16 protein-coding genes are annotated in these 22,973 nt (G+C 60.3%); 12 read left to right on the top strand and 4 right to left on the bottom strand.

The window, feature by feature from the left end:
- Positions 1–17 precede the first annotated feature (17 nt).
- From FHW68_RS00570 to FHW68_RS00520, 11 genes are all read left to right on the top strand, one after another.
- The gene (locus FHW68_RS00570; RefSeq protein WP_183678103.1) at positions 18–2,582 is read left to right on the top strand and encodes an S-type pyocin domain-containing protein; all 2,565 of its coding nucleotides are present in this window, start codon (positions 18–20) and stop codon (positions 2,580–2,582) included.
- The gene (locus tag FHW68_RS00565; RefSeq protein ID WP_183678101.1) at positions 2,579–2,854 is read left to right on the top strand and encodes a bacteriocin immunity protein; all 276 of its coding nucleotides are present in this window, start codon (positions 2,579–2,581) and stop codon (positions 2,852–2,854) included. Before FHW68_RS00570 ends, FHW68_RS00565 begins: the two co-directional genes overlap by 4 nt.
- Positions 2,855–2,950: 96 nt before the next feature.
- Entirely contained in the window at positions 2,951–4,519 is a 1,569-nt protein-coding gene (locus tag FHW68_RS00560; protein ID WP_183678099.1) for an S-type pyocin domain-containing protein, read from the top strand.
- A gap of 48 nt (positions 4,520–4,567) precedes the next feature.
- Positions 4,568–5,011, top strand: coding sequence for a polyketide cyclase (locus FHW68_RS00555; protein ID WP_095635101.1), 444 nt, complete (start codon positions 4,568–4,570; stop codon positions 5,009–5,011).
- Between the two features lie 230 nt (positions 5,012–5,241).
- Positions 5,242–5,742, top strand: a complete 501-nt coding sequence (gene tpx, locus FHW68_RS00550; protein WP_095631471.1) for a thiol peroxidase — start codon at positions 5,242–5,244, stop codon at positions 5,740–5,742.
- A gap of 181 nt (positions 5,743–5,923) precedes the next feature.
- Positions 5,924–7,240, top strand: coding sequence for an MdtA/MuxA family multidrug efflux RND transporter periplasmic adaptor subunit (locus tag FHW68_RS00545; RefSeq protein ID WP_095631470.1), 1,317 nt, complete (start codon positions 5,924–5,926; stop codon positions 7,238–7,240).
- The gene (locus tag FHW68_RS00540) at positions 7,237–10,329 is read left to right on the top strand and encodes an MdtB/MuxB family multidrug efflux RND transporter permease subunit (RefSeq protein ID WP_183678097.1); all 3,093 of its coding nucleotides are present in this window, start codon (positions 7,237–7,239) and stop codon (positions 10,327–10,329) included. The genes FHW68_RS00545 and FHW68_RS00540 overlap by 4 nt, the downstream gene beginning before the upstream one ends.
- A gap of 112 nt (positions 10,330–10,441) precedes the next feature.
- A complete protein-coding gene (locus tag FHW68_RS00535; RefSeq protein WP_183678095.1) occupies positions 10,442–13,549 on the top strand; it encodes an efflux RND transporter permease subunit in 3,108 nt (1,035 codons plus the stop codon).
- On the top strand, positions 13,546–15,027 hold the full coding sequence (locus FHW68_RS00530) for an efflux transporter outer membrane subunit (protein ID WP_095631467.1): 1,482 nt from the start codon (positions 13,546–13,548) through the stop codon (positions 15,025–15,027). The genes FHW68_RS00535 and FHW68_RS00530 overlap by 4 nt, the downstream gene beginning before the upstream one ends.
- A gap of 430 nt (positions 15,028–15,457) precedes the next feature.
- The gene (locus tag FHW68_RS00525) at positions 15,458–17,539 is read left to right on the top strand and encodes a bifunctional diguanylate cyclase/phosphodiesterase (protein WP_183678093.1); all 2,082 of its coding nucleotides are present in this window, start codon (positions 15,458–15,460) and stop codon (positions 17,537–17,539) included.
- Positions 17,540–17,819: 280 nt separating this feature from the next.
- The gene (locus tag FHW68_RS00520) at positions 17,820–18,566 is read left to right on the top strand and encodes an SDR family oxidoreductase (RefSeq protein ID WP_095631465.1); all 747 of its coding nucleotides are present in this window, start codon (positions 17,820–17,822) and stop codon (positions 18,564–18,566) included.
- Positions 18,567–18,664: 98 nt separating this feature from the next.
- On the opposite strand, the gene mapR is transcribed toward FHW68_RS00520, so the two are convergent.
- From mapR to FHW68_RS00505, 3 genes are all read right to left on the bottom strand, one after another.
- The gene (gene mapR, locus FHW68_RS00515) at positions 18,665–20,074 is read right to left on the bottom strand and encodes a GntR family transcriptional regulator MpaR (RefSeq protein ID WP_048397653.1); all 1,410 of its coding nucleotides are present in this window, start codon (positions 20,072–20,074) and stop codon (positions 18,665–18,667) included.
- Positions 20,075–20,262: 188 nt separating this feature from the next.
- Positions 20,263–21,693: a cytochrome c oxidase accessory protein CcoG gene (gene ccoG / locus FHW68_RS00510; protein ID WP_183678089.1), complete on the bottom strand. Its 1,431-nt coding sequence runs from the start codon at positions 21,691–21,693 to the stop codon at positions 20,263–20,265.
- A gap of 195 nt (positions 21,694–21,888) precedes the next feature.
- Positions 21,889–22,122, bottom strand: coding sequence for a DUF3203 family protein (locus FHW68_RS00505; protein WP_095631462.1), 234 nt, complete (start codon positions 22,120–22,122; stop codon positions 21,889–21,891).
- A gap of 130 nt (positions 22,123–22,252) precedes the next feature.
- On the opposite strand from FHW68_RS00505, the gene FHW68_RS00500 reads away from it, so the two are divergent.
- The gene (locus FHW68_RS00500) at positions 22,253–22,759 is read left to right on the top strand and encodes an MgtC/SapB family protein (protein ID WP_095631461.1); all 507 of its coding nucleotides are present in this window, start codon (positions 22,253–22,255) and stop codon (positions 22,757–22,759) included.
- Here FHW68_RS00500 and FHW68_RS00495 read toward each other — a convergent pair whose 3' ends face one another.
- Complete coding sequence (locus FHW68_RS00495; protein WP_183678088.1) at positions 22,760–22,945, bottom strand: hypothetical protein; 186 nt, start codon at positions 22,943–22,945, stop codon at positions 22,760–22,762.
- Positions 22,946–22,973: the final 28 nt, after the last annotated feature.

Below are 22,973 nucleotides of genomic sequence, written 5' to 3'. Positions count from 1 at the left end.
AGACAAGGAGAGACTGTATGGCACAAAACACATTAAACGATGAATCGACAGGGGAAGTTGTTATCAAGCCGGGACCCTCATCCTCGGGCAGCGTTTTTAGCGTAGGCGGAGGGGTTTCAGGCGGATTCGGCGGTACGAGCAGCAGGAAGAGAAAAAGGGCCCGCAAACGGGCTATGGAAGCGCATCGCCAAGCACAAGAAAAAGCGCGTGTGCAGGCTCAAGCCGAGGCCGCACGAGCGCAAGCTGCTGCCGCACAAGCTCAGGAAGAGGCCCGCGTCCAGGCTCTTCACCAGTTTCTGGCGGGGCTGGCGCAGCGTCATGACGCCATCCGAGCCGAAGTGGATCGACGCTTCGCCGAGACGGCCGCACAACTCAAGCCATCCCTTGAGCGCGAAATCTCGGCGGCGCGACGGGCGCCCAACAGCGACTCGAGCGAGCGCTGGCAGCTTTATCTGATCACCAAGGAAAAAAACGAAATCGACGGGCTCATCGCCCGCAAGACCGCTGAGCTCAATGCAAAAAACGCGGTTGCCCGGTCCTTCGATGGGCACGATCCATTTACCCGCACCTCGGATGATTACCTGACGCGATTGGGGGCGTTCGGTCAGGCGCTCAATGACGGTCACCAAATTTGGGAAAACGCCTACAACGCGGCCCATGAAGCGCGGTTGCTGACATCGCAAATCAATGCGCTTACGGATAAATCCAATGCGCTGGCCAAGTATCACGCCGAGCAGACGGTTGTCTGGCGCGAGAGGGAAGCCGTATGGGAGGCCCAGCGTCAGTACGTCGAGCAGCGTGAAGCGCGTATTCGCTTCAAGCAGCAGGCCGATGAAGATGCGCGCATAGAACGGGTCCGGCAGGCCAATACGCTGACGGCTCCTGTTACTTCGGTTACCGCTGGCGGGATGGTTTTGACGCGTGACGGCGCATTCGTGGCGCGGCAAGCGGCGGCAGCGCTTGAGGCGGCGGTCCAGTCTGCCGTCAACACCCTCATCGATTTCGGACGCATTGCTGCAAAAACGGGGCCGGTGTTCGTCACCGCGATGGTGTATTCGCCCACCCTCGGTCATGGCGAGTTGAGCCCTGAGCAACGTCGGCGTTTGTTCCAGGCTGTCGCCATTCCTGCGCAAGCGCTGGGGCTTTCCGATGGTCGAGCACTGCAATCGATTGCTGATTCCGGTGGCTCGGTGGAGGCGGCATACCGGCTCAAACCCGAAGCCGTGCCGGAGGGCACCGCCATCATTGCTGTCACTACGGGCGATGAGATTGATGCTGATGTGCCGGTCATCAATGCGGTACTTGACCCGCTGACCGGGTTCTACAACGCACAGATCCCCGGATTCCCGACCAGGCACCTTCAATTCGCGCCGAACGCTGCCGCTCAGGCTGCCACGACGAGCCAGGCGGGGCTGGCGATGTTGACGCCGCAGATCCAGGACATCCCGGCGGGTGTCGACCTGCGCATTCAGGACTGCATTGTTTGCGTACCGGGCCTGCCGCCGACGTACCTGTCCTTCAATCTGCCACCCATGGGCTCGGGCATCGTCACCGGAAACGGTCAACCGGCCACGGCTGACTGGTGGAAAACGGCGAGCAAGGAGACGGGCGCAGCGATTCCGACGCAAGTCGGCGATCAGTTTCGAGGTCGCGAAATCAACTCGTTCGAGGCGTTTGATCAAGCGCTGTGGCGAACGCTGGGCGAGCACCCGGCGCTCGTTAGCCGTTTTGATGGGGTGAACAAAAAACGCATCGAACAAGGCTTCGCGCCGTACGCGCCGAAAAGTACCTGGGTTGGTGAGCGACGCGAGTTCGAACTGCGCTATCAGGAGCGGGCAGAGTTCGGCGCCAATCCTTTCAACCTCGACAAAATCAGCATTACCACGCCGCAAAGCATCCAGGGACGGCTGGGGATCACTCCTGCGGTCCTGCCTTGGCCGATTCGTCCGGTCGGCGGCGGAACCTGGACACCCCTGGTTCCGCCGGGTATCGAACACCTCGGTCCTACAACCTTACCGGTGAAACCGTCGATTCCAGCGGTTTATCCCGGCAGACCGATCATCCCGGTCCTACCGCAAAACGAGACGTTTCCGGCTGTTGACGAAGGGCTGATGGGTGCCAATATTCCTGGGTACCCGGCGGATATGGAGTTGCCTTCGTCGGATGTCCTGTTTCTGGATCGGCGTGATGATCCTGGTGTGGCGATGGGGGTTGGGCAGTCGGTTTCAGGAATATGGTTGGGGGATGCGGCACGAGCGGAGGGGGCACCGATTCCCGAGCAGATCGCGGATAAGTTGCGGTCGATGGAGTTTCGTAATTTCCATGGATTCAGGCGGGCGTTTTGGAGGGCTGTTGCGGCGGATGTGGAATTGAGTCAGCAGTTTAGTAAATCTAATTTGGACAGAATGCGAGATGGGTCTGCACCTTTTTCGGTCCTTGTGGATCAAGTTGGGGGGCGTAAGGCTTTCGAACTCCATCATCAGGTAGAAATTTCGAAAGGTGGGGATGTTTACGGTTTGGATAATATTTCGGTAATGACTCCGAAACGTCATATTCATCTGCACAAGGAGAATAATCAATGATTCTAAAAGGGCGGTTGGAGGACTACACCGAGGAAGAGTTTTTAAATTTTCTAGGGGAGTTTTTCCATCAAACAAGCGGTTTGAAGGGGATAGCCTTGGAAGTCTATCGGGAAAAGCTCCTGGATCATTTTGAGGCGATTACCGAACACCCCGGCCGCTCAGACGTCATCTTCTACCCCAAGGAAGGCCAAGAAGACAGTCCCGAAGGTATCCTGAAGGAAGTCAAAGAGTGGCGCGCAGCCAATAATAAACCTGGCTTCAAATCCGAGTAATTCAGCTCGGTGGCTAACTGGCATCTGTTCATAGCGAAATGGGCAGGTGCCATTGTTTTCGGAAGTTTGTCCAAGCTACACAAGGAAGCAATAAAGATGGAACTTAAAACAACACTCAAGGATTACACCGAATCGGAATTCCAGGCCCTGGTGAACAGAATCTGGGCCGTCGATCTGCCGAAACAGGACCACGACCGACTGATCAATCATTTCGACAGCATCGTCGGTGATCCCAAAGGGGCCGACCTGCTGTTTTATCCGCCAGAGGACGATACGAACACTTATTCATCGGGCTCGGTCGTGTACTACGTCAAAGACTGGCACCACAAACAGGGGCGTGCCGCATTAAAAGGGGAGGGCGTTCCTGTTCCTCGTCCGGTTGCTGCAAGACCGGGAGCACCGTTGACCCCGGCGCAGATGACACAGCAACGTATCGCCTGGAACCTGGCTGATGTACAGAAAGTCGCTGTAGATCTGGCGGACTCAGAACGGGCGGCAGAAACGGCACTCAGTGTATTCGAGCAACAGATCAAATACATGCGTCAGCGACAGAACGCCCAAATGGACGTCCATGGGCGCGAGGCGGACATCCGTGCTCTGGAGGCTTCTGAGTTTCAAGCGCGCCTGGCAGCCCGCCGATACGAATTCTGGAAAATGAGCATCGGGTTCAAAAGAGACAGCGCCCGGCGCGAGCTATCCTACGCCCGGTCCGAACTCGCGCAGTGGCAAAGTATCGCCCAGCAGATCAATGCCACTCACGACCGTTATCTGGCGAAGTTGAATGAAATCAATCAACGTCTCCATCGTTTTCAAGTGGATGCCGAAGCGCTGCTGGCGGTTGCGCAAACACAACTCGTTGATCAGCGTTATCAGCAGGGAGCAGGGCCGACCCAGGCGGGCGATTTGCTTTTTGCGCCACATGCCTTTGCCAATGCGCGACCGGGTATTTTCCTTGATGGCGGCCTTTCGCAACCCTTGGAGACCCATCGGGTAGCACTGCAAAAAGCCATACGCTCGGCGGTGGCGGAGTTTACCTGGCAGATCACCTCGGGAGCCCAAGACCATCAAGGTCAATACGCAGCCGTGCTGCAATTTGAATTCGCCAGCCGGGCCGAAGTGGAAAGGTATGGGCTCACCGTTCCACTGCTCGAGTTGCTGCCGATCGAGAGCCAGGACTGGCAAGGCCTGGCCGCGACGGGGGCCGAAGTCGATCTTCCTTTCAGGATGAGCAGCGGCACGCACGCCGTTCCACCAGGAACGATGTCCCGAGGGCTGAGAGAAATAAACACGTTGCGACAGGTGGCCATTACGCCGACTAATGGCAACGTATTGTCGTCCAGGGTGAGGGTGCGAGCGGCTGTCTGGAATGAGCAGATGAAGACTTATTGTTTTACCGCTGACGGGCCCGCCCCGGCAATGGTGAGCTGGAGCGCGCCAGCTAACCTTGAAACCATCTCGACCCTGACGCCAGCCCCCGAGTATCGACTGGGATTCCTTCGCTCATCGCCTGTGCCTGTGTTGGAATCCTTCAGTGACATGGCTGCGATTCGTTTCGATGACTATGTAGTGGTGTTCCCGCTGGAATCTGGCCTGGACCCGCTTTACATCATGTTCAGAGACCGGAACGAATACCCTAAAATAACCATTGCTCAAGCAAAGTCCTAGTGCTGTCGCTTTCAGCCACCCCGCCAAACAAAGGAAATGTTACGGCTTATGCCTGTACTGGAACTCACCACCCTGATCCCCAATCGTACCCCCGAGCAAGTCCTCGACTTCTGTCTGGAAGGCATGAACTTCCCGAAGATCTTTCCAGAGCGAGTCACGCTGTTGAGCGAGATCGATTTGAGTAACCTGCGCATCGAAGCCGGTCGCCAGTTTCGCTTTCGGCACTGGATGTTCAACCTGATCCCGTCGAGCTGGACGGTGGTGATCCGCGAGGTCGGTGAGACGCATTTCGTCGATGAAATGCTCGAGGGGCCGTTGCGTGCCTTTCGTCATGAACACCGTGTGGCGGCGGGCAAGGGCGGTACGCTGTACACCGACCGGGTGACCTATGCGGCGATTGGCGGCGCGCCATTGGAATGGCTGGTGGTCAATGGGTACATGCGGCGGATTTTCGAAGCGCGGCATCGCAATATGCTTGGATTGCTGGGCTGACATTTATCTGTAGGAGCGAGGCTTGCCCGCGAAGGCGGTGTGTCAGGCAACATTGATGCGACTGACTGTCCCTCTTCGCGGGCAAGCCTCGCTCCTACCGGGGGTTGTGTTGTTTGTGAGGTTCTGCAACACATTTTGCTTTGTATTTGGGCATAGGTCGCCAGACCATTTCGTGGTTAACTTCCGCCTCGTCAAAATTCTCTACACTCACGTTCAGAAGGACTCCGTTCATGGCTCAAGTCACTCTTAAAGGCAACCCGGTTCAAGTCAACGGCCAATTGCCACAAGCCGGTTCCCAGGCGCCAGCCTTTACCCTGGTTGCCGGCAATCTGTCGGATGTTTCCCTGAAGGATTTCGCCGGCAAGCGCAAAGTGCTGAACATCTTCCCAAGTATCGACACCCCGACCTGCGCCACTTCGGTTCGCAAGTTCAACGCCCAGGCCAATGACATCGCCAACACCGTCGTGCTGTGCATCTCCGCTGACCTGCCGTTCGCCCAGGCTCGTTTTTGCGGTGCCGAAGGTCTGGAAAACGTCCAGAACCTGTCGACCCTGCGCGGTGCCGAGTTCATCGAGAACTACGGCGTGGCGATTGCCGATGGCCCACTCAAAGGCCTGACCGCCCGTGCCGTCGTGGTACTGGACGAAAACGACAAGGTCCTGCACAGCGAACTGGTCAAGGAAATCGCTGAGGAACCTAACTACGACGCAGCGCTCGCAGTGCTGAAATAAGTCTGCTTTTACAATTGTTAACGGCCTGGCCCTGTCCAGGCCGTTTTCATTTGTGCTTCAGTGTTTTAGATAAATCTCCTGTTACGTAAGCCAAAGGTAAATTGCCGGTAAAGGCGCTTTGCTTAATACCCGCCAGTGCTTATCGTTCAGCCTCATGTAGAAAAGAAGCTTCACGCGCCCAATGGTTGATCATTCCATGCAATCCTCCGCTTCCCGCAATCCTCGTCGCTGGCTGTTCGGCCTGTTTGTCCTGTTGGTCATCGCCGCTCTGTGCTGGAAATTCTGGCCCGGCGGCGCGGCGCCGAAAGAAGGTGCAGGGCAGAAAGCCGTTGCCGGGCAAACCGGCAGGTCGGGAGGGATGCGTCCAGGGTTCGGCGGGGCGTCCGGTCCGGTACCGGTGCGCGTGGCGCCGGCGGTCCAAGGCGACTTCCCGCTGTATTACAAGGCGCTGGGCACGGTGACCGCGCTGAACACCATCAATGTGCGTAGCCGGGTGGGCGGCGAACTGGTCAAGATCTGGTTCGAAGAAGGGCAGATGGTCAAGGCAGGCGACCTGCTGGCCGAGATCGATCCGCGTCCTTACCAGAACGCCTTGCTCCAGGCTGAAGGCACCTTGCTGCAGAATCAGGCGCAACTGAAAAACGCGCAGGTTGATGTCGAGCGCTATCGCGGCCTGTACCGCGAAGACAGTATCGCCAAGCAAACCTTGGACACCGCCGAAGCACTGGTCGCCCAGTACCAGGGCACGGTCAAGACCAATCAGGCGGCGGTCAACGACGCCAAACTCAATCTGGAATTCACTAAAATTCGCGCCCCGATCACCGGGCGCGTGGGCCTGCGTCAGCTGGACGTCGGCAACCTCGTGGCGGCCAACGACACCACGGCGCTGGTGATCATCACCCAGACCCAGCCGATCAGCGTGGCGTTCACCTTGCCGGAAAACAGCCTGGACACCGTGCTGGCCCGCTATCGCACCGGTGCCAAGCTGCCCGCCGAAGCCTGGGACCGGGGTGATACCAAATTGCAGGCCACTGGCGTGTTGCAGAGCCTGGACAACCAGATCGACGTCACCACCGGCACCCTGAAATTCAAGGCCCGCTACGAGAACCGCGATCAAGCGCTGTTCCCCAACCAGTTCGTCAACGTCCACTTGCTGGCCGATACCCTCAAAGGCGTGGTGCTTGCGCCCTCGGCGGCGATCCAGTTCGGCACCAACGGCACGTTCGTCTATGCCATGGACGGTGAGAAGAAAGTCACTATCCGCCAGTTGAAAGTCGGCGCCAGTGACGGTGACAACACGGTGATCACCGAAGGCCTGGCCGTTGGCGATCGGGTGGTGCTGGAAGGCACTGACCGCCTGAAAGAAGGCAGCGAAGTGGAAGTCGTCAACGACAGCAAGGATGTGCCGACGACTCCGACCGAGCACCTGCAAGGCAAATCGGCGGCCGAGGCGACTGAACCCGCGACCACCGACAAGGCGAAAAAGGGCGGCGCATGAACATCTCGCGGCTGTTCATCCTTCGCCCGGTCGCCACGACCCTGAGCATGCTGGCGATTATTCTGGCCGGTGTGATCGCTTATCGGCTGCTGCCGGTGTCGGCATTGCCCCAGGTCGATTACCCGACCATTCGCGTCATGACGCTCTATCCCGGCGCCAGCCCGGATGTCATGACCAGCGCCGTGACTGCGCCGCTGGAGCGTCAGTTCGGGCAAATGCCCGGGCTGACCCAAATGGCATCCACCAGTTCTGGCGGCGCCTCGGTGCTGACCCTGCGGTTCAGCCTCGACATCAACATGGACGTCGCCGAGCAGCAGGTGCAGGCCGCGATCAACGCCGCGACCAATTTGCTGCCCAAGGATCTGCCGGCACCGCCGGTGTACAACAAGGTCAACCCGGCGGACACCCCGGTGCTGACCCTGGCCATTACGTCCAAAACCATGCTGTTGCCCAAGCTCAATGATCTGGTCGACACGCGCATGGCGCAGAAAATTGCCCAGATCAGCGGTGTCGGCATGGTCAGCATTGCCGGTGGCCAGCGTCAGGCGGTGCGCATCAAGGTCAACCCCGAGGCCCTGGCGGCCAACGGCCTGAACCTGTCGGACGTGCGCACGTTGATCGGCGCCTCCAACGTCAACCAGCCCAAAGGCAACTTCGACGGCCCGACCCGCGTGTCGATGCTCGACGCCAATGACCAACTGACATCACCCAAGGACTACGCCAACCTGATCCTCGCCTACAGCAACGGCGCGCCGTTGCGGCTCAAGGACGTGGCAGAAATCGTCGACGGTGCGGAGAACGAGCGGCTGGCGGCATGGGCCAATGAAAACCAGGCCGTGCTGCTGAACATCCAGCGTCAGCCCGGCGCCAACGTCATCGAAGTGGTCGACCGGATCAAGGCCTTGTTGCCGAGCATCACCGACAACCTGCCGGCTGGCCTTGACGTCACAGTGCTCACCGACCGCACCCAGACCATCCGCGCCTCGGTCACCGACGTGCAACATGAATTGCTGATCGCCATCGCGCTGGTGGTGATGGTCACGTTCCTGTTCCTGCGACGGGCCAGCGCCACGATCATTCCGTCGGTGGCCGTGCCACTGTCGTTGATCGGCACCTTCGGTGTGATGTACCTGGCGGGGTTCTCGGTCAATAACCTGACCCTGATGGCGCTGACCATCGCCACCGGTTTTGTGGTGGACGATGCGATCGTCATGCTGGAGAACATTTCCCGATACATCGAAGAGGGCGACAGCCCGCTGCAAGCGGCCCTCAAGGGCGCCAAGCAGATTGGCTTTACCCTCATTTCCCTGACACTGTCGCTGATCGCGGTGCTGATTCCACTGCTGTTCATGGCCGACGTGGTGGGGCGCTTGTTCCGTGAGTTCGCGATCACGTTGGCAGTGGCGATCCTGATTTCACTTGTGGTGTCCCTGACCCTGACGCCAATGATGTGCGCGCGACTGCTCAAGCGTGAGCCCAAGGCGGCGGAGCAGGGTCGGTTTTACCGCTCCAGCGGCGCCGCAATTGATTGGATGATCGAGGCTTACGGGCGCAAGTTAAAGTGGGTTCTCAAGCACCAGCCGCTGACCCTGATGGTGGCCATCGGCACGCTGGCATTGACCGTCTTCCTGTACATGGTGGTGCCCAAGGGCTTCTTCCCGGTGCAGGACACCGGGGTGATCCAGGGTATCTCCGAGGCGCCACAGTCGATTTCCTTCGCGGCGATGAGCGAGCGCCAGCAGGAACTGGCCAAGGTGATCCTGGCGGATCCGGCGGTGGAGAGCCTGTCGTCCTACATCGGGGTCGATGGCGACAACTCGACGCTGAACAGTGGCCGGCTGCTGATCAACCTCAAATCCCACAGCGAGCGCGACCTGAGTGCCACCGAAGTGATCGCGCGTCTGCAACCGGAGCTGAACAAACTGATTGGCATTCGCCTGTTCATGCAGCCGGTACAGGACCTGACCATCGAAGACCGGGTCAGCCGCACGCAGTACCAGTTCAGCATGTCGTCGCCGGATTCCGAGTTGCTCAGCCTGTGGAGCGGGCGTCTGGTGGAAGCCCTGGCGCAACGGCCGGAGCTGACCGACGTCGCCAGCGATTTGCAGGACAAGGGCTTGCAGGTGTATCTGGTGATCGACCGTGATGCGGCGTCGCGGGTCGGCGTATCGGTGTCGAACATCACCGACGCACTGTACGACGCCTTCGGCCAGCGGCAGATTTCCACCATTTACACCCAGGCCAGCCAATACCGCGTGGTGCTGCAATCGCAGTCCGGCGAGAAAATCGGCCCGGATGCGCTGAACCAGATTCACGTCAAGACCACCGATGGCGGGCAGGTGCGCCTGTCCAGTCTGGCGCATGTCGAGGAACGTCAGGCGCAACTGGCGATCACTCACATCGGCCAGTTCCCGGCGGTGATGATGTCCTTCAACCTGGCACCCGGCGTGGCGTTGGGGCATGCGGTCGAGATCATCGATCAGGTGCAGAAAGACATCGGCATGCCGATTGGCGTGCAGACCCAGTTCCAGGGCGCGGCCGAAGCGTTCCAGGCATCGCTGTCGAGTACCTTGCTGCTGATCCTGGCGGCGGTGGTGACCATGTACATCGTGCTTGGCGTGCTTTACGAGAGCTACATTCACCCGATCACCATTCTCTCGACCTTGCCCTCGGCGGCGGTTGGCGCGTTGCTGGCGTTGCTGTTGAGCGGCAATGACCTGGGGATGATCGCAATCATCGGCATTATTTTGCTGATCGGTATCGTGAAAAAGAACGCGATCATGATGATCGACTTCGCGCTTGAGGCGGAACGCAATCAGGGCATCGACCCGGAAACGGCGATCTATCAGGCCGCGCTGCTGCGCTTCCGGCCGATTCTGATGACCACCCTGGCGGCATTGTTCGGCGCGGTGCCGCTGATGCTGGCCACCGGTTCCGGCGCGGAATTGCGTCAGCCGTTGGGTCTGGTGATGGTCGGTGGCTTGCTGGTGAGTCAGATTTTGACGCTTTTCACAACACCGGTTATTTACCTGGCTTTCGATCGGTTGGGGCGGCGTTGGACGAAATCCGGCGCGGGAGAGGCCGTGTGAGGTGCGTCGTGAACGCAGTTACAAGCTTCAAGCTTCAAGCTGCAAGAGAACAGCGGGGACGCCGCACAGCTTTAACTTGCAGCTTGCAGCTTGCAGCTAGTGGTTGCCACCTATGAATCTATCAGGTCCTTTCATCAAACGTCCCGTGGCAACCATGCTGCTTTCCCTGGCGATCATGCTGCTGGGCGGCGTGAGCTTCGGCCTGTTACCGGTATCGCCGCTGCCGCAGATGGACTTCCCGGTGATCGTGGTCCAGGCCAGCTTGCCCGGTGCGAGCCCGGAGGTCATGGCCTCGACTGTGGCCACGCCACTGGAGCGTTCCTTCGGCGCCATCGCCGGGGTCAACACCATGAGCAGCCGGTCCAGCCAGGGTTCGACGCGGGTGATTCTGCAGTTTGACCTGGACCGCGACATCAACGGCGCGGCGCGGGAAGTGCAGGCGGCGATCAACGCTTCGCGCAACTTGCTGCCCAGCGGGATGCGCAGCATGCCGACCTACAAGAAGGTCAACCCGTCCCAGGCGCCGATCATGGTGTTGTCGCTGACCTCGGATGTGCTGGAAAAAGGCCAGCTCTACGACCTCGCCTCGACGATCCTGTCCCAGAGCCTGTCCCAGGTGCAGGGCGTGGGGGAAGTGCAGATCGGCGGCAGTTCGTTGCCGGCGGTGCGCATCGAACTCGAACCCCAGGCACTGAACCAATACGGCGTGGCGCTGGACGACGTGCGCAACACCATCGCCAACGCCAACGTGCGCCGGCCCAAGGGCTCGGTCGAAGACAGCCAGCGGCTGTGGCAGGTGCAGGCCAACGATCAGCTGGAAAAGGCCCAGGATTACGAGTCGCTGATCATTCACTACGCCGATGGCGCCGCCTTGCGCCTGAAGGATGTGGCCAAGGTCAGCGACGGCGTCGAAGACCGCTACAACAGCGGCTTTTTCAATGACGACGCGGCGGTGTTGCTGGTGATCAACCGCCAGGCCGGCGCCAACATCATCGAGACGGTCAACGAGATCAAGGCGCAGTTGCCGGCGTTACAGGCGGTGCTGCCGGCCAGCGTCAAGTTGAATCTGGCAATGGACCGTTCGCCGGTGATCAAGGCTACCCTGCATGAAGCGGAAATGACGTTGCTGATTGCCGTGGCGCTGGTGATTCTGGTGGTGTTCCTGTTCCTCGGTAACTTGCGCGCCTCGCTGATTCCGACCCTGGCGGTGCCGGTGTCGCTGGTGGGCACGTTTGCGGTGATGTACGTCTACGGGTTCTCCCTGAACAACCTGTCGCTGATGGCGCTGATTCTGGCCACCGGGCTGGTGGTGGACGACGCCATTGTGGTGCTGGAGAACATCTCCCGGCACATCGACAAGGGCGTGCCGCCGATGAAGGCGGCCTACCTCGGGGCCCGGGAAGTCGGCTTCACGCTGCTGTCGATGAACGTCTCGCTGGTGGCGGTGTTCCTGTCGATCCTGTTCATGGGCGGGATCGTCGAAAGCCTGTTCCGCGAGTTTTCCATCACCCTGGCGGCGGCCATCGTAGTGTCATTGCTGGTGTCGCTGACACTGACGCCAATGCTCTGCGCGCGCTGGCTCAAGCCGCACACGCCAGGGCAGGAAAACCGCCTGCAGCGCTGGAGCCAGCGGACCAACGAGTGGATGGTCGGCAAATACGCCACCAGCCTTGACTGGGTATTGCGTCACCGTCGGCTGACCTTGCTCAGTCTGATCGTGACGATTGGCGTGAACATCGCGCTGTATGTCGTTGTTCCTAAAACATTTTTGCCTCAGCAAGACACTGGCCAATTGATCGGTTTCGTGCGCGGCGACGATGGGCTGTCATTCAGCGTGATGCAACCGAAGATGGAAATTTTCCGCCGCGCCGTGCTCAAGGACGAGGCGGTGGAAAGCGTCGCCGGGTTCATCGGTGGCAGCAACGGCATCAACAACGCCTTCATGCTGGTGCGCCTCAAGCCGATCAAGGAACGCAGCCTGTCCGCGCAAAAAGTCATCGAGCGCCTGCGCAAGGAAATGCCCAAGGTGCCCGGTGCGCAATTGATGCTGATGGCGGATCAGGACCTGCAATTTGGCGGTGGCCGCGAGCAGACCTCTTCGCAATATTCCTACATCCTGCAAAGCGGCGATCTCGGCGCGTTGCGCCAGTGGTATCCGAAAGTCGTCACCGCCCTCAAGGCGCTGCCGGAATTGACGGCAATTGATGCGCGCGAAGGCCGTGGCGCCCAGCAAGTGACCCTGATCGTCGATCGCGATCAGGCCAAGCGTCTGGGCGTGGACATGGACATGGTCACCGCGGTGTTGAACAACGCCTACAGCCAGCGGCAGATTTCAACGATCTATGACAGCCTCAACCAATACCAGGTGGTGATGGAGGTCAACCCGAAATACGCTCAGGATCCGATCACCCTCAATCAGGTCAAAGTGATCACTGCTGACGGTGCGCGGATTCCGTTGTCGACCATCGCGCATTATGAAAACAGCCTGGAAGACGACCGGGTCAGCCACGAAGGCCAGTTCGCTTCGGAGAGCATTGCCTTCGACATGGCCGAAGGCGTGACGGTGGAGCAGGGCTCGGCGGCCATTGAACGGGCAATTGCCAGGGTCGGTTTGCCGGAAGACGTCATCGCGAAAATGGCCGGTACCGCCAATGCGTTTGCCGCGACCCAGAAAAGCCAGCCGTGGATGATTCTCGGCGCGCTGGTGGCGGTGTATCTGGTGCTGGGCGTGCTTTATGAAAGCTACATTCACCCGCTGACCATTCTCTCGACCTTGCCGTCGGCCGGGGTTGGGGCGTTGCTGTCGATCTATGTGCTCGGTGGTGAGTTCAGTCTGATTTCCTTGCTCGGGCTGTTCCTGCTGATCGGCGTGGTGAAGAAAAACGCGATTCTGATGATCGACCTGGCGCTGCAACTGGAACGGCACCAGGGTCTGGAGCCGCTGGAGTCGATCCGCAGCGCTTGCCTGCAACGGCTGCGACCGATTCTGATGACCACGCTGGCGGCAATCCTCGGCGCCTTGCCGCTGTTGCTGAGCCATGCCGAAGGGGCGGAAATGCGTCAGCCATTGGGCCTGACCATCATCGGCGGGCTGGTCTTCAGCCAGGTGCTGACGCTTTACACCACCCCGGTGGTTTACCTCTATCTCGACAATCTGCGCCATCGGTTCAACCGCTGGCGTGGAGTGCGTACCGATGCCGCTTTGGAAACTCCGCTATGACTGACCGTTCGCTTATCAACCTGGCTGCACCGCTGATCACGGCGCAGCGCTCGCGTTTGCTGGGTCTGTCGCTGTGCGTGGCGATGCTCAGTGCCTGCGCCATCGGCCCGGATTACCAGCGCCCGCAAGCCGCCGCGCCAGCCCAGTACAAGGAAGCGGCTGGCTGGCGTCAGGCCAATCCCAGCGATTCTCTGGCCCGTGGTGCCTGGTGGGAGCTGTATGGCGATCAGCAGCTCAATGGCCTGATCGAAAAACTCAACAGCGCCAACCAGACTGTCGCCCAGTCCGAAGCCCAGTACCGCCAGGCCCAGGCCTTGGTGCGCAGCGCCCGGGGGGCGTTTTTCCCGACGGTGGACCTGACCGTCGGGAAAACCCGTTCCAGCCAGGGCACCGGTAGCAGCAGTTCGAGCCTGAGCAGTTCCTCCAGCGGTATTCGCGACACCTACACCGCGCAGGCCGGGGTCAGTTGGGAAGCGGATGTCTGGGGCAAATTGCGCCGAGGCCTGGAAGCTGACACCGCCAACGCCGAGGCGAGTTTTGCCGACCTGGCGGCGATGCGCCTGAGCCAACAATCGGAACTGGTGCAGAACTACCTGCAACTGCGGGTGATCGATCAGCAGAAACGCCTGCTGGAAGCGACGGTCGAGGCCTATCAGCGCTCGCTGACCATGACCGAAAACCAGTACCGCGCCGGTGTCTCCGGCAAGGACGCCGTGGCGCAGGCCACCACGCAGCTCAAAAGCACTCAGGCAGAGATGGTGGACCTGATCTGGCAGCGCGCGCAGTTCGAGAACGCCATTGCTGTATTGATTGGTCTGCCGCCGGCCGAATTCAGCCTGGCTGAAACCCAAGACATCCCGGCTTTGCCGCAGGTGCCGCTGAGCCTGCCTTCGCAGTTGCTGGAACGCCGTCCGGACATCGCCGCCGCCGAGCGCTCGGTGATGGCCGCCAACGCCAATATTGGCGTGGCCAAAGCCGCCTATTACCCGGATCTGACCCTGAGCCTGAACGGCGGTTATAGCAGCAGCACCTCTAACAACTGGATCAGCGTGCCCAACCGCTTCTGGTCGGTCGGCCCGCAACTGGCCATGACCTTGTTCGATGGTGGGCAGCGCTCGGCGGAAGTCGATCGCAGCGAAGCGGCCTATGACGAAACCGTCGCTAAATACCGCCAGACCGTGCTCGACGGCTTCCGTGAAGTGGAAAACTATCTGGTGCAGCTCAAGGTGCTGGAAGACGAAGCCAAGGTGCGTCAGGAAGCCCTGGAGGCGGCGCGCGAGTCCTTGCGTTTGACCCGCAATCAGTACCGGGCCGGGCTGATTGCCTATCTGGATGTGGTGGTGGTTCAGGCCACGGCGTTGAGCAACGAGCGCAACGTGCTGAGCTTGCTGCAGAGCCGCTTGATCGCCAGCGTGCAATTGATCGCCGCACTGGGCGGCGGGTGGGACGGGCAGCTTCAGGTGAGCGACAAGCCATAGCGCATGATCGTTCCCACGCTCTGCGTGGGAACGCCTCACCGGACGCTCCGCGTCCGCTTCTGCATGGGACGCGGAGCGTCCCTGGCTGCATTCCCACGCAGAGCGTGGGAACGATCAATAGCGAACGGTAGCCCGTAGCAGCTGCCGAGCCTGCGAGGCTGCGTTCGGCGGCGCAGCCGTCGTGAAATCAGCATCGCGGTGTGTCAGGAAAACCTTGCATATAGGGTTTGCGACGGCTGCGCCGCCGAACGCAGCCTCGCAGGCTCGGCAGCTGCTACAGGAGGCTTGTGCAGCAGTCACACAAATGCTTCATCACCTTGATGGCCTTTTGATGACTTTGTGAGTGCGTTCGTCCACGGAATCAGTACAATCGCCGACTTTGCTCCCCGACAACGAACACAGCACGGCGGGGGCGGTCGCGAGAAGTCCCATGCTCATTGGTAGTTATTCCCTTACGCTGGTTTTCATATCGCTTTGTGTGGCGATACTTGCCTCTTATACCGCGCTCGACCTCACCGGTCGCATCGCCACGGCCACAGGCCGGGCAGTGCATCTGTGGACGGCGGGCGGCGCTTTTGCGATGGGGATTGGCGTGTGGTCGATGCATTTCATCGGCATGCTCGCGTTCACATTGCCGATCGACCTGGGCTACGACGTTACCCTCACGGCGCTGTCGTTATTGATCGCGGTCCTGTCCTGCGGTTTTGCCTTGTGGCTGGTGAGCCAGCCACAACTGCCGGCCTGGCAACTGGCGTTCGGTGCGCTGGTGATGGGCGCAGGCATCAGTGCGATGCATTACACCGGCATGGCCGCCATGCGTATGCAGCCGGGCATCGATTACGACCCTGCACTGTTCAGCGCCTCATTGCTGATTGCCGTCGGCGCGTCGGGCGCGGCATTGTGGATCGCTTTCCGCCTGCGTCGGCAGGCGCCTTATGTTCGCCTGATCCGCGGCGGTGCGGCGGTGATCATGGGCATCGCCATCGTCGGCATGCACTACACCGGCATGGCCGCGGCACGTTTTGCCGACGGCAGCTTCTGTGGCGCGGCAGCCGATGGCCTGAACGGCGAGGGCCTGGACAACCTGATTCTGATCACCACCCTTGCCGTATTGAGCATTGCCTTGCTGACCTCGATCCTCGATGCACGCCTGGAGGCTCGCACCGCCGACCTGGCCCACTCGCTGACCGAGGCCAATCGCGAGCTCACCCAATTGGCGCTGCACGATACCCTGACCGGGCTGCCGAACCGGGTATTGCTGGCCGACCGTATCGATCAGGCGATGTCGAGGGTGCAGGAGCAGGGTGGCTGTTTTGCGTTGATGTTCATTGATCTGGATGGCTTCAAACCGGTCAACGATGCTTTTGGGCACCACATGGGCGACCAGTTGCTGCGTGAGGTCGGCCTGCGCTTGCGTGAAGATTTGCGTAGCCAGGACACCCTGGCGCGGATCGGCGGCGATGAATTTGTATTGCTGGTGCAACTCGCCGAGCCGAATGACGCGCTGAACCTGGCGGAGCGCCAGGTGGGGCTGATCGCGCGCTCGTTCCGGGTTGCGGAGCATGACTTGCAGATTTCCGCCAGCGTCGGCATCGCACTCTATCCCGGCAACGGTCAGACCGCCGAGGAGTTGCTGATGAATGCCGACGCTGCGATGTACCATGCCAAGGGCGCCGGGAAAAACGGTCATCGTTTCTTCGATGCCTCGATGAACAGCAACGCGCGCAAACAACTGCAATTGCTGCAAGACCTGCGCAACGCCCTCGATCAGCAACAGTTCAGTCTCTATTACCAACCCAAGTTCGACGCTGGCAATGGCCGCGCGGTGGGCGCCGAGGCGTTGCTGCGCTGGATGCACCCGACCCAAGGCATACTGCAGCCGGACAGCTTCATCGATCTTGCGGAGAAGACCGGGCTGATCATTCCGATTGGCGAGTGGGTGCTCAACGAAGCCTGCCGTCAGATGCGCGAGTGGTACATGCTCGGTTACACCGACTGGCGCATCGCGGTGAACCTCTCGGCCTTGCAGTTCTGCCATGCCGGCTTGGTCCAGAGCGTGGCCAAGGCGCTGGCCACTCATCATCTTCCGGCCAATAGCCTGACCCTGGAAATCACCGAAACCACCGCCATGAGCGACGCCGACGCGAGCATGACGGTGCTGCAGGACCTCTCGGAAATGGGCGTCGACCTGTCCATTGATGACTTTGGTACCGGCTATTCGAGCTTGATGTACCTCAAGCGCCTGCCGGCCAATGAGCTGAAGATCGACCGGGGTTTCGTCCGCGATCTGGAACACGACAGCGACGACGCGGCCATCGTCTCGGCCATCGTCGCCCTCGGCCAGGCCCTGGGCTTGCGGATTGTCGCCGAAGGGGTGGAAACCGGTGTCCAGCAAGACTTCCTGACCCAGTTGGGTTGCGATTCCTTGCAGGGTTACCTGCTGGGGCATCCGCTGCCGGCCGATCGCTTCATGGCCGATATTCACCGTGGGGAGCAATTGGCGGCTGGCTGAAACCTGGCAGCTTATTGGGGGCAGACCTGTGGCGAGGGAGCTCTGTGGCGAGGGGGCTTGCCCCCGTTCGGCTGCGAAGCAGTCGTAAATTCAGGCAACTCGGTCAGGATGAAAAATCGAAGGGGGCCGCTTCGCAGCCCAACGGGGGCAAGCCCCCTCGCCACGGAGCCCCCTCGCCACAGGTTGTCGTCATTGGAATTGACGCAGGTTCATGCAAAACCCGCCGATGGCGGTTATTCTTGGCCCCGACTGCATACGCTTGAAACGGGGGAATGCCAGCATGGACAAAGTCATCGTCATCACCGGCGGCAGCCGCGGAATCGGTGCCGCCACGGCCCTGTTGGCCGCAGAACAGGGCTATCGGATCTGTATCAACTATCAGTCCGACGAACAGGCGGCGCACGCAGTGCTGGAGCAAGTGCGCGCACTCGGCGCCCAAGCCATTGCGGTGCGCGCCGATGTCAGCATCGAAGACGAAGTGATCGGCCTGTTCCACCGCGTAGACACCGAACTGGGGCGGGTCACGGCGCTGGTGAACAACGCCGGCACGGTCGGGCAAAAGTCGCGGATCGACGAAATGTCCGAATTCCGTATTCTGAAAATCCTCAAGACCAACGTCCTGGCGCCGATCCTTTGCGCCAAACACGCGATCTTGCGCATGTCGCCCAAACATGGCGGGCAGGGCGGCAGCATCGTCAATGTGTCGTCGGTTGCGGCCCGCTTGGGTGCCCCCAGCGAATATGTCGACTATGCAGCGTCCAAAGGCGCACTGGACACGTTCACCATCGGTCTGTCCAAGGAAGTGGCGGGCGAGGGTATTCGCGTCAACGCTGTGCGCCCTGGCTACATCTACACCGATTTCCATGCATTGAGCGGCGATCCGGACCGGGTCAGCAAGCTGGAGTCGGCAATCCCGATGGCCCGGGGCGGGCGGCCGGATGAAGTGGCGGAAGCGATTGTGTGGTTGTTGTCGGATAAGGCGTCTTATGCGACGGGGACTTTCGTTGACCTTGGTGGTGGGCGGTAAGAGTCAGGAGCAAGATCAAAAGATCGCAGCCTTCGGCAGCTCCTACAGGTGTACGCTAATTCCCTGTAGGAGCTGCCGAAGGCTGCGATCTTTTGATTTTAGAAGGATCTGACAATCCGCCCCAACGTCTCCATCGCCTTCTCCGAATCCTCGGTCCAAGGGCTGCCATAGTTCAGCCGAATACAATTCCTGAACCGCTGGGTTGGCGAGAAAATCGGCCCCGGCGCGATGCTGATCCCTTGCGCCAGCGCCATCTGAAACAACTTCAACGAATCCATCTGCGGCGGCAGTTCCAGCCACAAAAAGTACCCTCCCGCCGGCTGGCTGACGCGGGTCTGGGCGGGGAAGTAGCGGGCGATGGCGGCGAGCATGGCACTTTGCTGTTCTTCCAGGGCATAGCGCAGTTTGCGCAGGTGCCGGTCGTAGCCGCCGTGTTGCAGGTAATCGGCGATGGCGGCCTGGGCCGGCATCGAGGCGCAGAGTGAGGTCATCAGTTTCAGGCGCTCAATCTTCTGCGCATAACGCCCGGCCGCGACCCAGCCGATGCGGTACCCGGGGGCCAGGCTCTTGGCGAACGAACCGCAGTGCATCACCAGGCCCTCGGTATCGAAGGCCTTGGCCGGTTTTGGCGCCTGCTGCCCGTAATAAAGCTCGGCGTAGACGTCGTCCTCGATCAGCGGCACCTGGTGACTGCGCAACAACTCCACCAGCTCCTGCTTCTTCGCCTCGGGCATGGTCGCGCCCATCGGATTCTGGAAACTGGTCATGCACCAGCAAGCCTTGATCGGATGCCGTTCCAGGGTTTGGGCCAGCACACCAAGGTCAATGCCGTCGCGCGGGTGCACGGGAATTTCCACCGCTTTGAGCTTCAACCGTTCCAGCACTTGCAGGCTGGCGTAGAACGCCGGGGCTTCGATGGCCACCAGATCGCCGGGTTCGGTGACCGCTTGCAAGCACAGGTTCAGCGCTTCCAGCGCGCCGTTAGTGATCAGCAATTCTTCCATGGGCAGCATCAGCCCGCCGACCATGTAGCGCAGGGCGATTTGCCGACGCAGTTGCGGGTTGCCCGGCGACATGTCGGTGACCACCATGCGCGGGTCCATCTCCCGGGCGGCGCTGGCCAGTGAGCGGGACAGGCGTTGCAGCGGAAACAGCGTGGGGCTGGGAAACGCCGAGCCGAAGGGCACGGTGTTCGGGTCCTTGATCGAGTCCAGTACCGAGAACACCAGTTCGCTGACGTCGACTTCGGTGGACTCGTTGACCTGGCTGCTGATCACCGGCTCCGAAAACGGGCTCGGTGCATGCGCATTGACGAAGTAGCCGGAGCGTGGCCGGGCACGGATCAGGCCGCGGCGCTCAAGCAGGTAATAGGCCTGGAACACCGTGGATGGGCTGACCCCGTAAGTCTGGCTGGCGTAGCGCACCGAAGGCACCCGCTGGCCAGGACCGAGGACGCCGGAGCGGATCAGTTCAGCGATGTCGTCGGCGAATTTTTCGTAGCGTTTCATCGAGTGCCCGGTTAGTGAATTGTGCATTTTGTGGCGAGGGGGCTTGCCCCCGTTGGGTCGCGAAGCGGCCCCTCTACATTTTTCAGACAGACCGAGTCGTCTGGTTTTGCGACTGCTTCGCAGCCGAACGGGGGCGAGCCCCCTCGCCACAGAAGATCGCATCTGACAAAGGACTGCATCTTAAAGGCTCAACGGTTCATCGGTGCAACAAACCGGCTCTTGGCCACGCTGTAGATAGCCGGTTCATCACTGTCGACAATCTTGAAGCTGATGGTCTGCGAGCTGCTGCTCGGTCGTTCCGTGGTCATCGCCACTGACACCGGCACATCCACAATCTCGCCCGGTGCCAGGCTCAGTTCGGTCTTGCCATGCAGCTGGAAGCCGTCGCCTTCAACCAGTGTCAATCGATAATCCTGACGTTGCTGGGTCTTGTTGATGACCTTCAAGCTGTAGATGTTTTCGATCTGGCCTTCACTGTTCTCGCGGAACAGGCCACGGTCCTTGCTCACGTCCAGCGACACCATCGGCCGTTCCACCAACGCCAGGGCGAGGGCGCCGATCATCACCAGCAGCACGGCGCTGTAGCCGATCAGTCGCGGCCGTAGCAGGTGCGTCTTGCCACCTTGCAGTTCATGCTCCGAGGTGTAGCTGATCAGCCCACGGGCGTAGCCCATTTTGTCCATGATCGAATCACAGGCGTCGATGCACGCGGCGCATCCGATGCATTCCATCTGCAAGCCGTCGCGAATGTCGATGCCGGTCGGGCAGACCTGCACGCACAATTGGCAATCGATGCAATCACCCAGTCCGACCTCGGCGGGTTTTACCTCACGTTTGCGCGGGCCACGCTTTTCGCCGCGGGCCACGTCATAGGAAATGGTCAGGGTGTCCTTGTCGAACATCACGCTCTGGAACCGCGCATACGGGCACATGTGCATGCACACTGCTTCGCGCAACCACCCGGCATTGATGTAAGTGGCCCCGGTAAAAAACAGGACCCAAAACAGGCTGATACCGCCGATTTGCAAGGTCAGCAGTTCTTCGGCCAGCGGACGGATCGGCGTGAAGTAGCCGACAAAGGTCAGGCCGGTGAGCAAGCTGATCGCCAGCCACAAGGTGTGTTTGGCCGAGCGGCGGACCAGTTTGTTCAGGCCCCAGGGTGCGGCTTGCAGTTTGATCCGCTGGTTGCGCTCGCCTTCGGTGAGCTTCTCGCACCACATGAAGATCCAGGTCCAGGAACTCTGCGGGCAGGTATAGCCGCACCAGACCCGGCCAGCGAATACGGTAATTGCAAACAGGCCGAACGCGGCAATGATCAGCAGCGCCGAAAGCAGGATGAAATCCTGTGGCCAGAAGGTCGCGCCGAAGATGTGGAATTTGCTTTCGGAAAGATCCCAGAGCACCGCCTGGCGACCGCCCCAATTCAGCCATACCGTACCGAAGAACAGCAGAAACAGAACACCCGCGCCACTGATGCGCAAGGTGCGGAATACGCCCTTGAAGCTGCGGGTGTGGATCAGGTTGTCGCTGGATTTGGCCTTTATCTTTGATGGCAAAGGCTCATTGTTTTTTATGAATGCGGCAGGTTCTATGGTTCGGACGGGGATTCTATCGCTCATGGTCTTTCGCTCATCAGCCTCCATCAGGCCTGAGCACTATGACCAGCGATCTGTTTGCATAACAGACTCAGCTAAAGCAATAAAAAGCGGATCAGATGGGTTGTACGCGCTTGCCTGCGACAACTTGATGCACCGGTAATGGCTGGCCGCCAACACCTGTGCCCTTTGTTGGCGGGGTGTATTGATGCGGGTCAGTCAAATCACCGAATCACTGTCCGTGGCCTTCAAATGCCGGCGTTCATCCACTGCGCCTGCTACGGTTAATGCATCGGCTTCTGCTTCGGTGATGTAGATGCGCTGGCCGTCGAGATCGACCGCCGACATGGATTTTTCCCCGTCGGTGATGATTGTCACGTCAGGGCAAAGACGGATTTCTTCGCCGTTTGGGGTGATGAAGAAGCAGGTCTGGTTTTCGATGCGCACGGTCATGGAGGCGTCCTTTTTTCGGCGGAGTCTGAAGTGTTAGGGCGCATCCGCCGGTCATCGTTCGGTGCAACCGATTAATGGTGGGTGCGGTCCATCCTCTATCGAGTCATTGAATCTTCACAAGGGCTGCGCCATGGACGCTTGGTGGCACGAGGTTTGGGAGACGTTGCAAGCGGAGTTCACCGACATTGGCGATGCGTCGCAATTGACGCGCATTACCGTGCGCTTGCTGATGGCCGCCTTGCTGGGCGGCATTCTCGGTTTTGAACGCGAGCAAAAGGGCAAGGCTGCCGGGGTTCGCACCCACATGCTGGTGGCGCTTGGCGCGGCATTGTTTGTGCTGGTGCCGCAGATGTCAGGATCCCAGGCCGATGCCATGAGCCGGGTGGTGCAGGGCGTGATCGCCGGCATCGGCTTTCTCGGCGCCGGGACTATCCTGAAAAACAGCGATGGCGATGAAGGCCATGTCAAAGGCCTGACCACCGCCGCCGGTTTGTGGATGACCGCAGCCATTGGTGTTTCGGCGGGAATGGGCCGCGAGGCGACGGCGGTGCTCAGTACGCTGTTGGCGTTGGTGATTCTCGGTGTGATGCCGATCGTGGTGCGCCAGTTGGAAAAGGAACGCCCCCCACGCGAATGATCATTCCGGGGTGACGATTTCCGGTGGCTGCACAGTCGGTGGCTCTTCGCGCGGTGGCGGGTTGGTGCCTGGCGGTTCCTGTTCAGGGACGGGGGCGGGCTCGGTCGGCGGTGTGGGTTGTGGCGGCGGTACCGTTGGCTCATCGAGGTTCGGATCGGGTGTTTCAGGCGGGGTGGGAATGCTCATTGATACCGTCTCCGGTGGCAGGTGGCGT

Source organism: Pseudomonas sp. Tn43, assembly GCF_014192635.1.
GTDB lineage: Bacteria > Pseudomonadota > Gammaproteobacteria > Pseudomonadales > Pseudomonadaceae > Aquipseudomonas.
The sequence above is the reverse complement of the archived record's forward strand: the minus strand, read 5'-3'. Positions and strand labels throughout refer to the sequence as shown.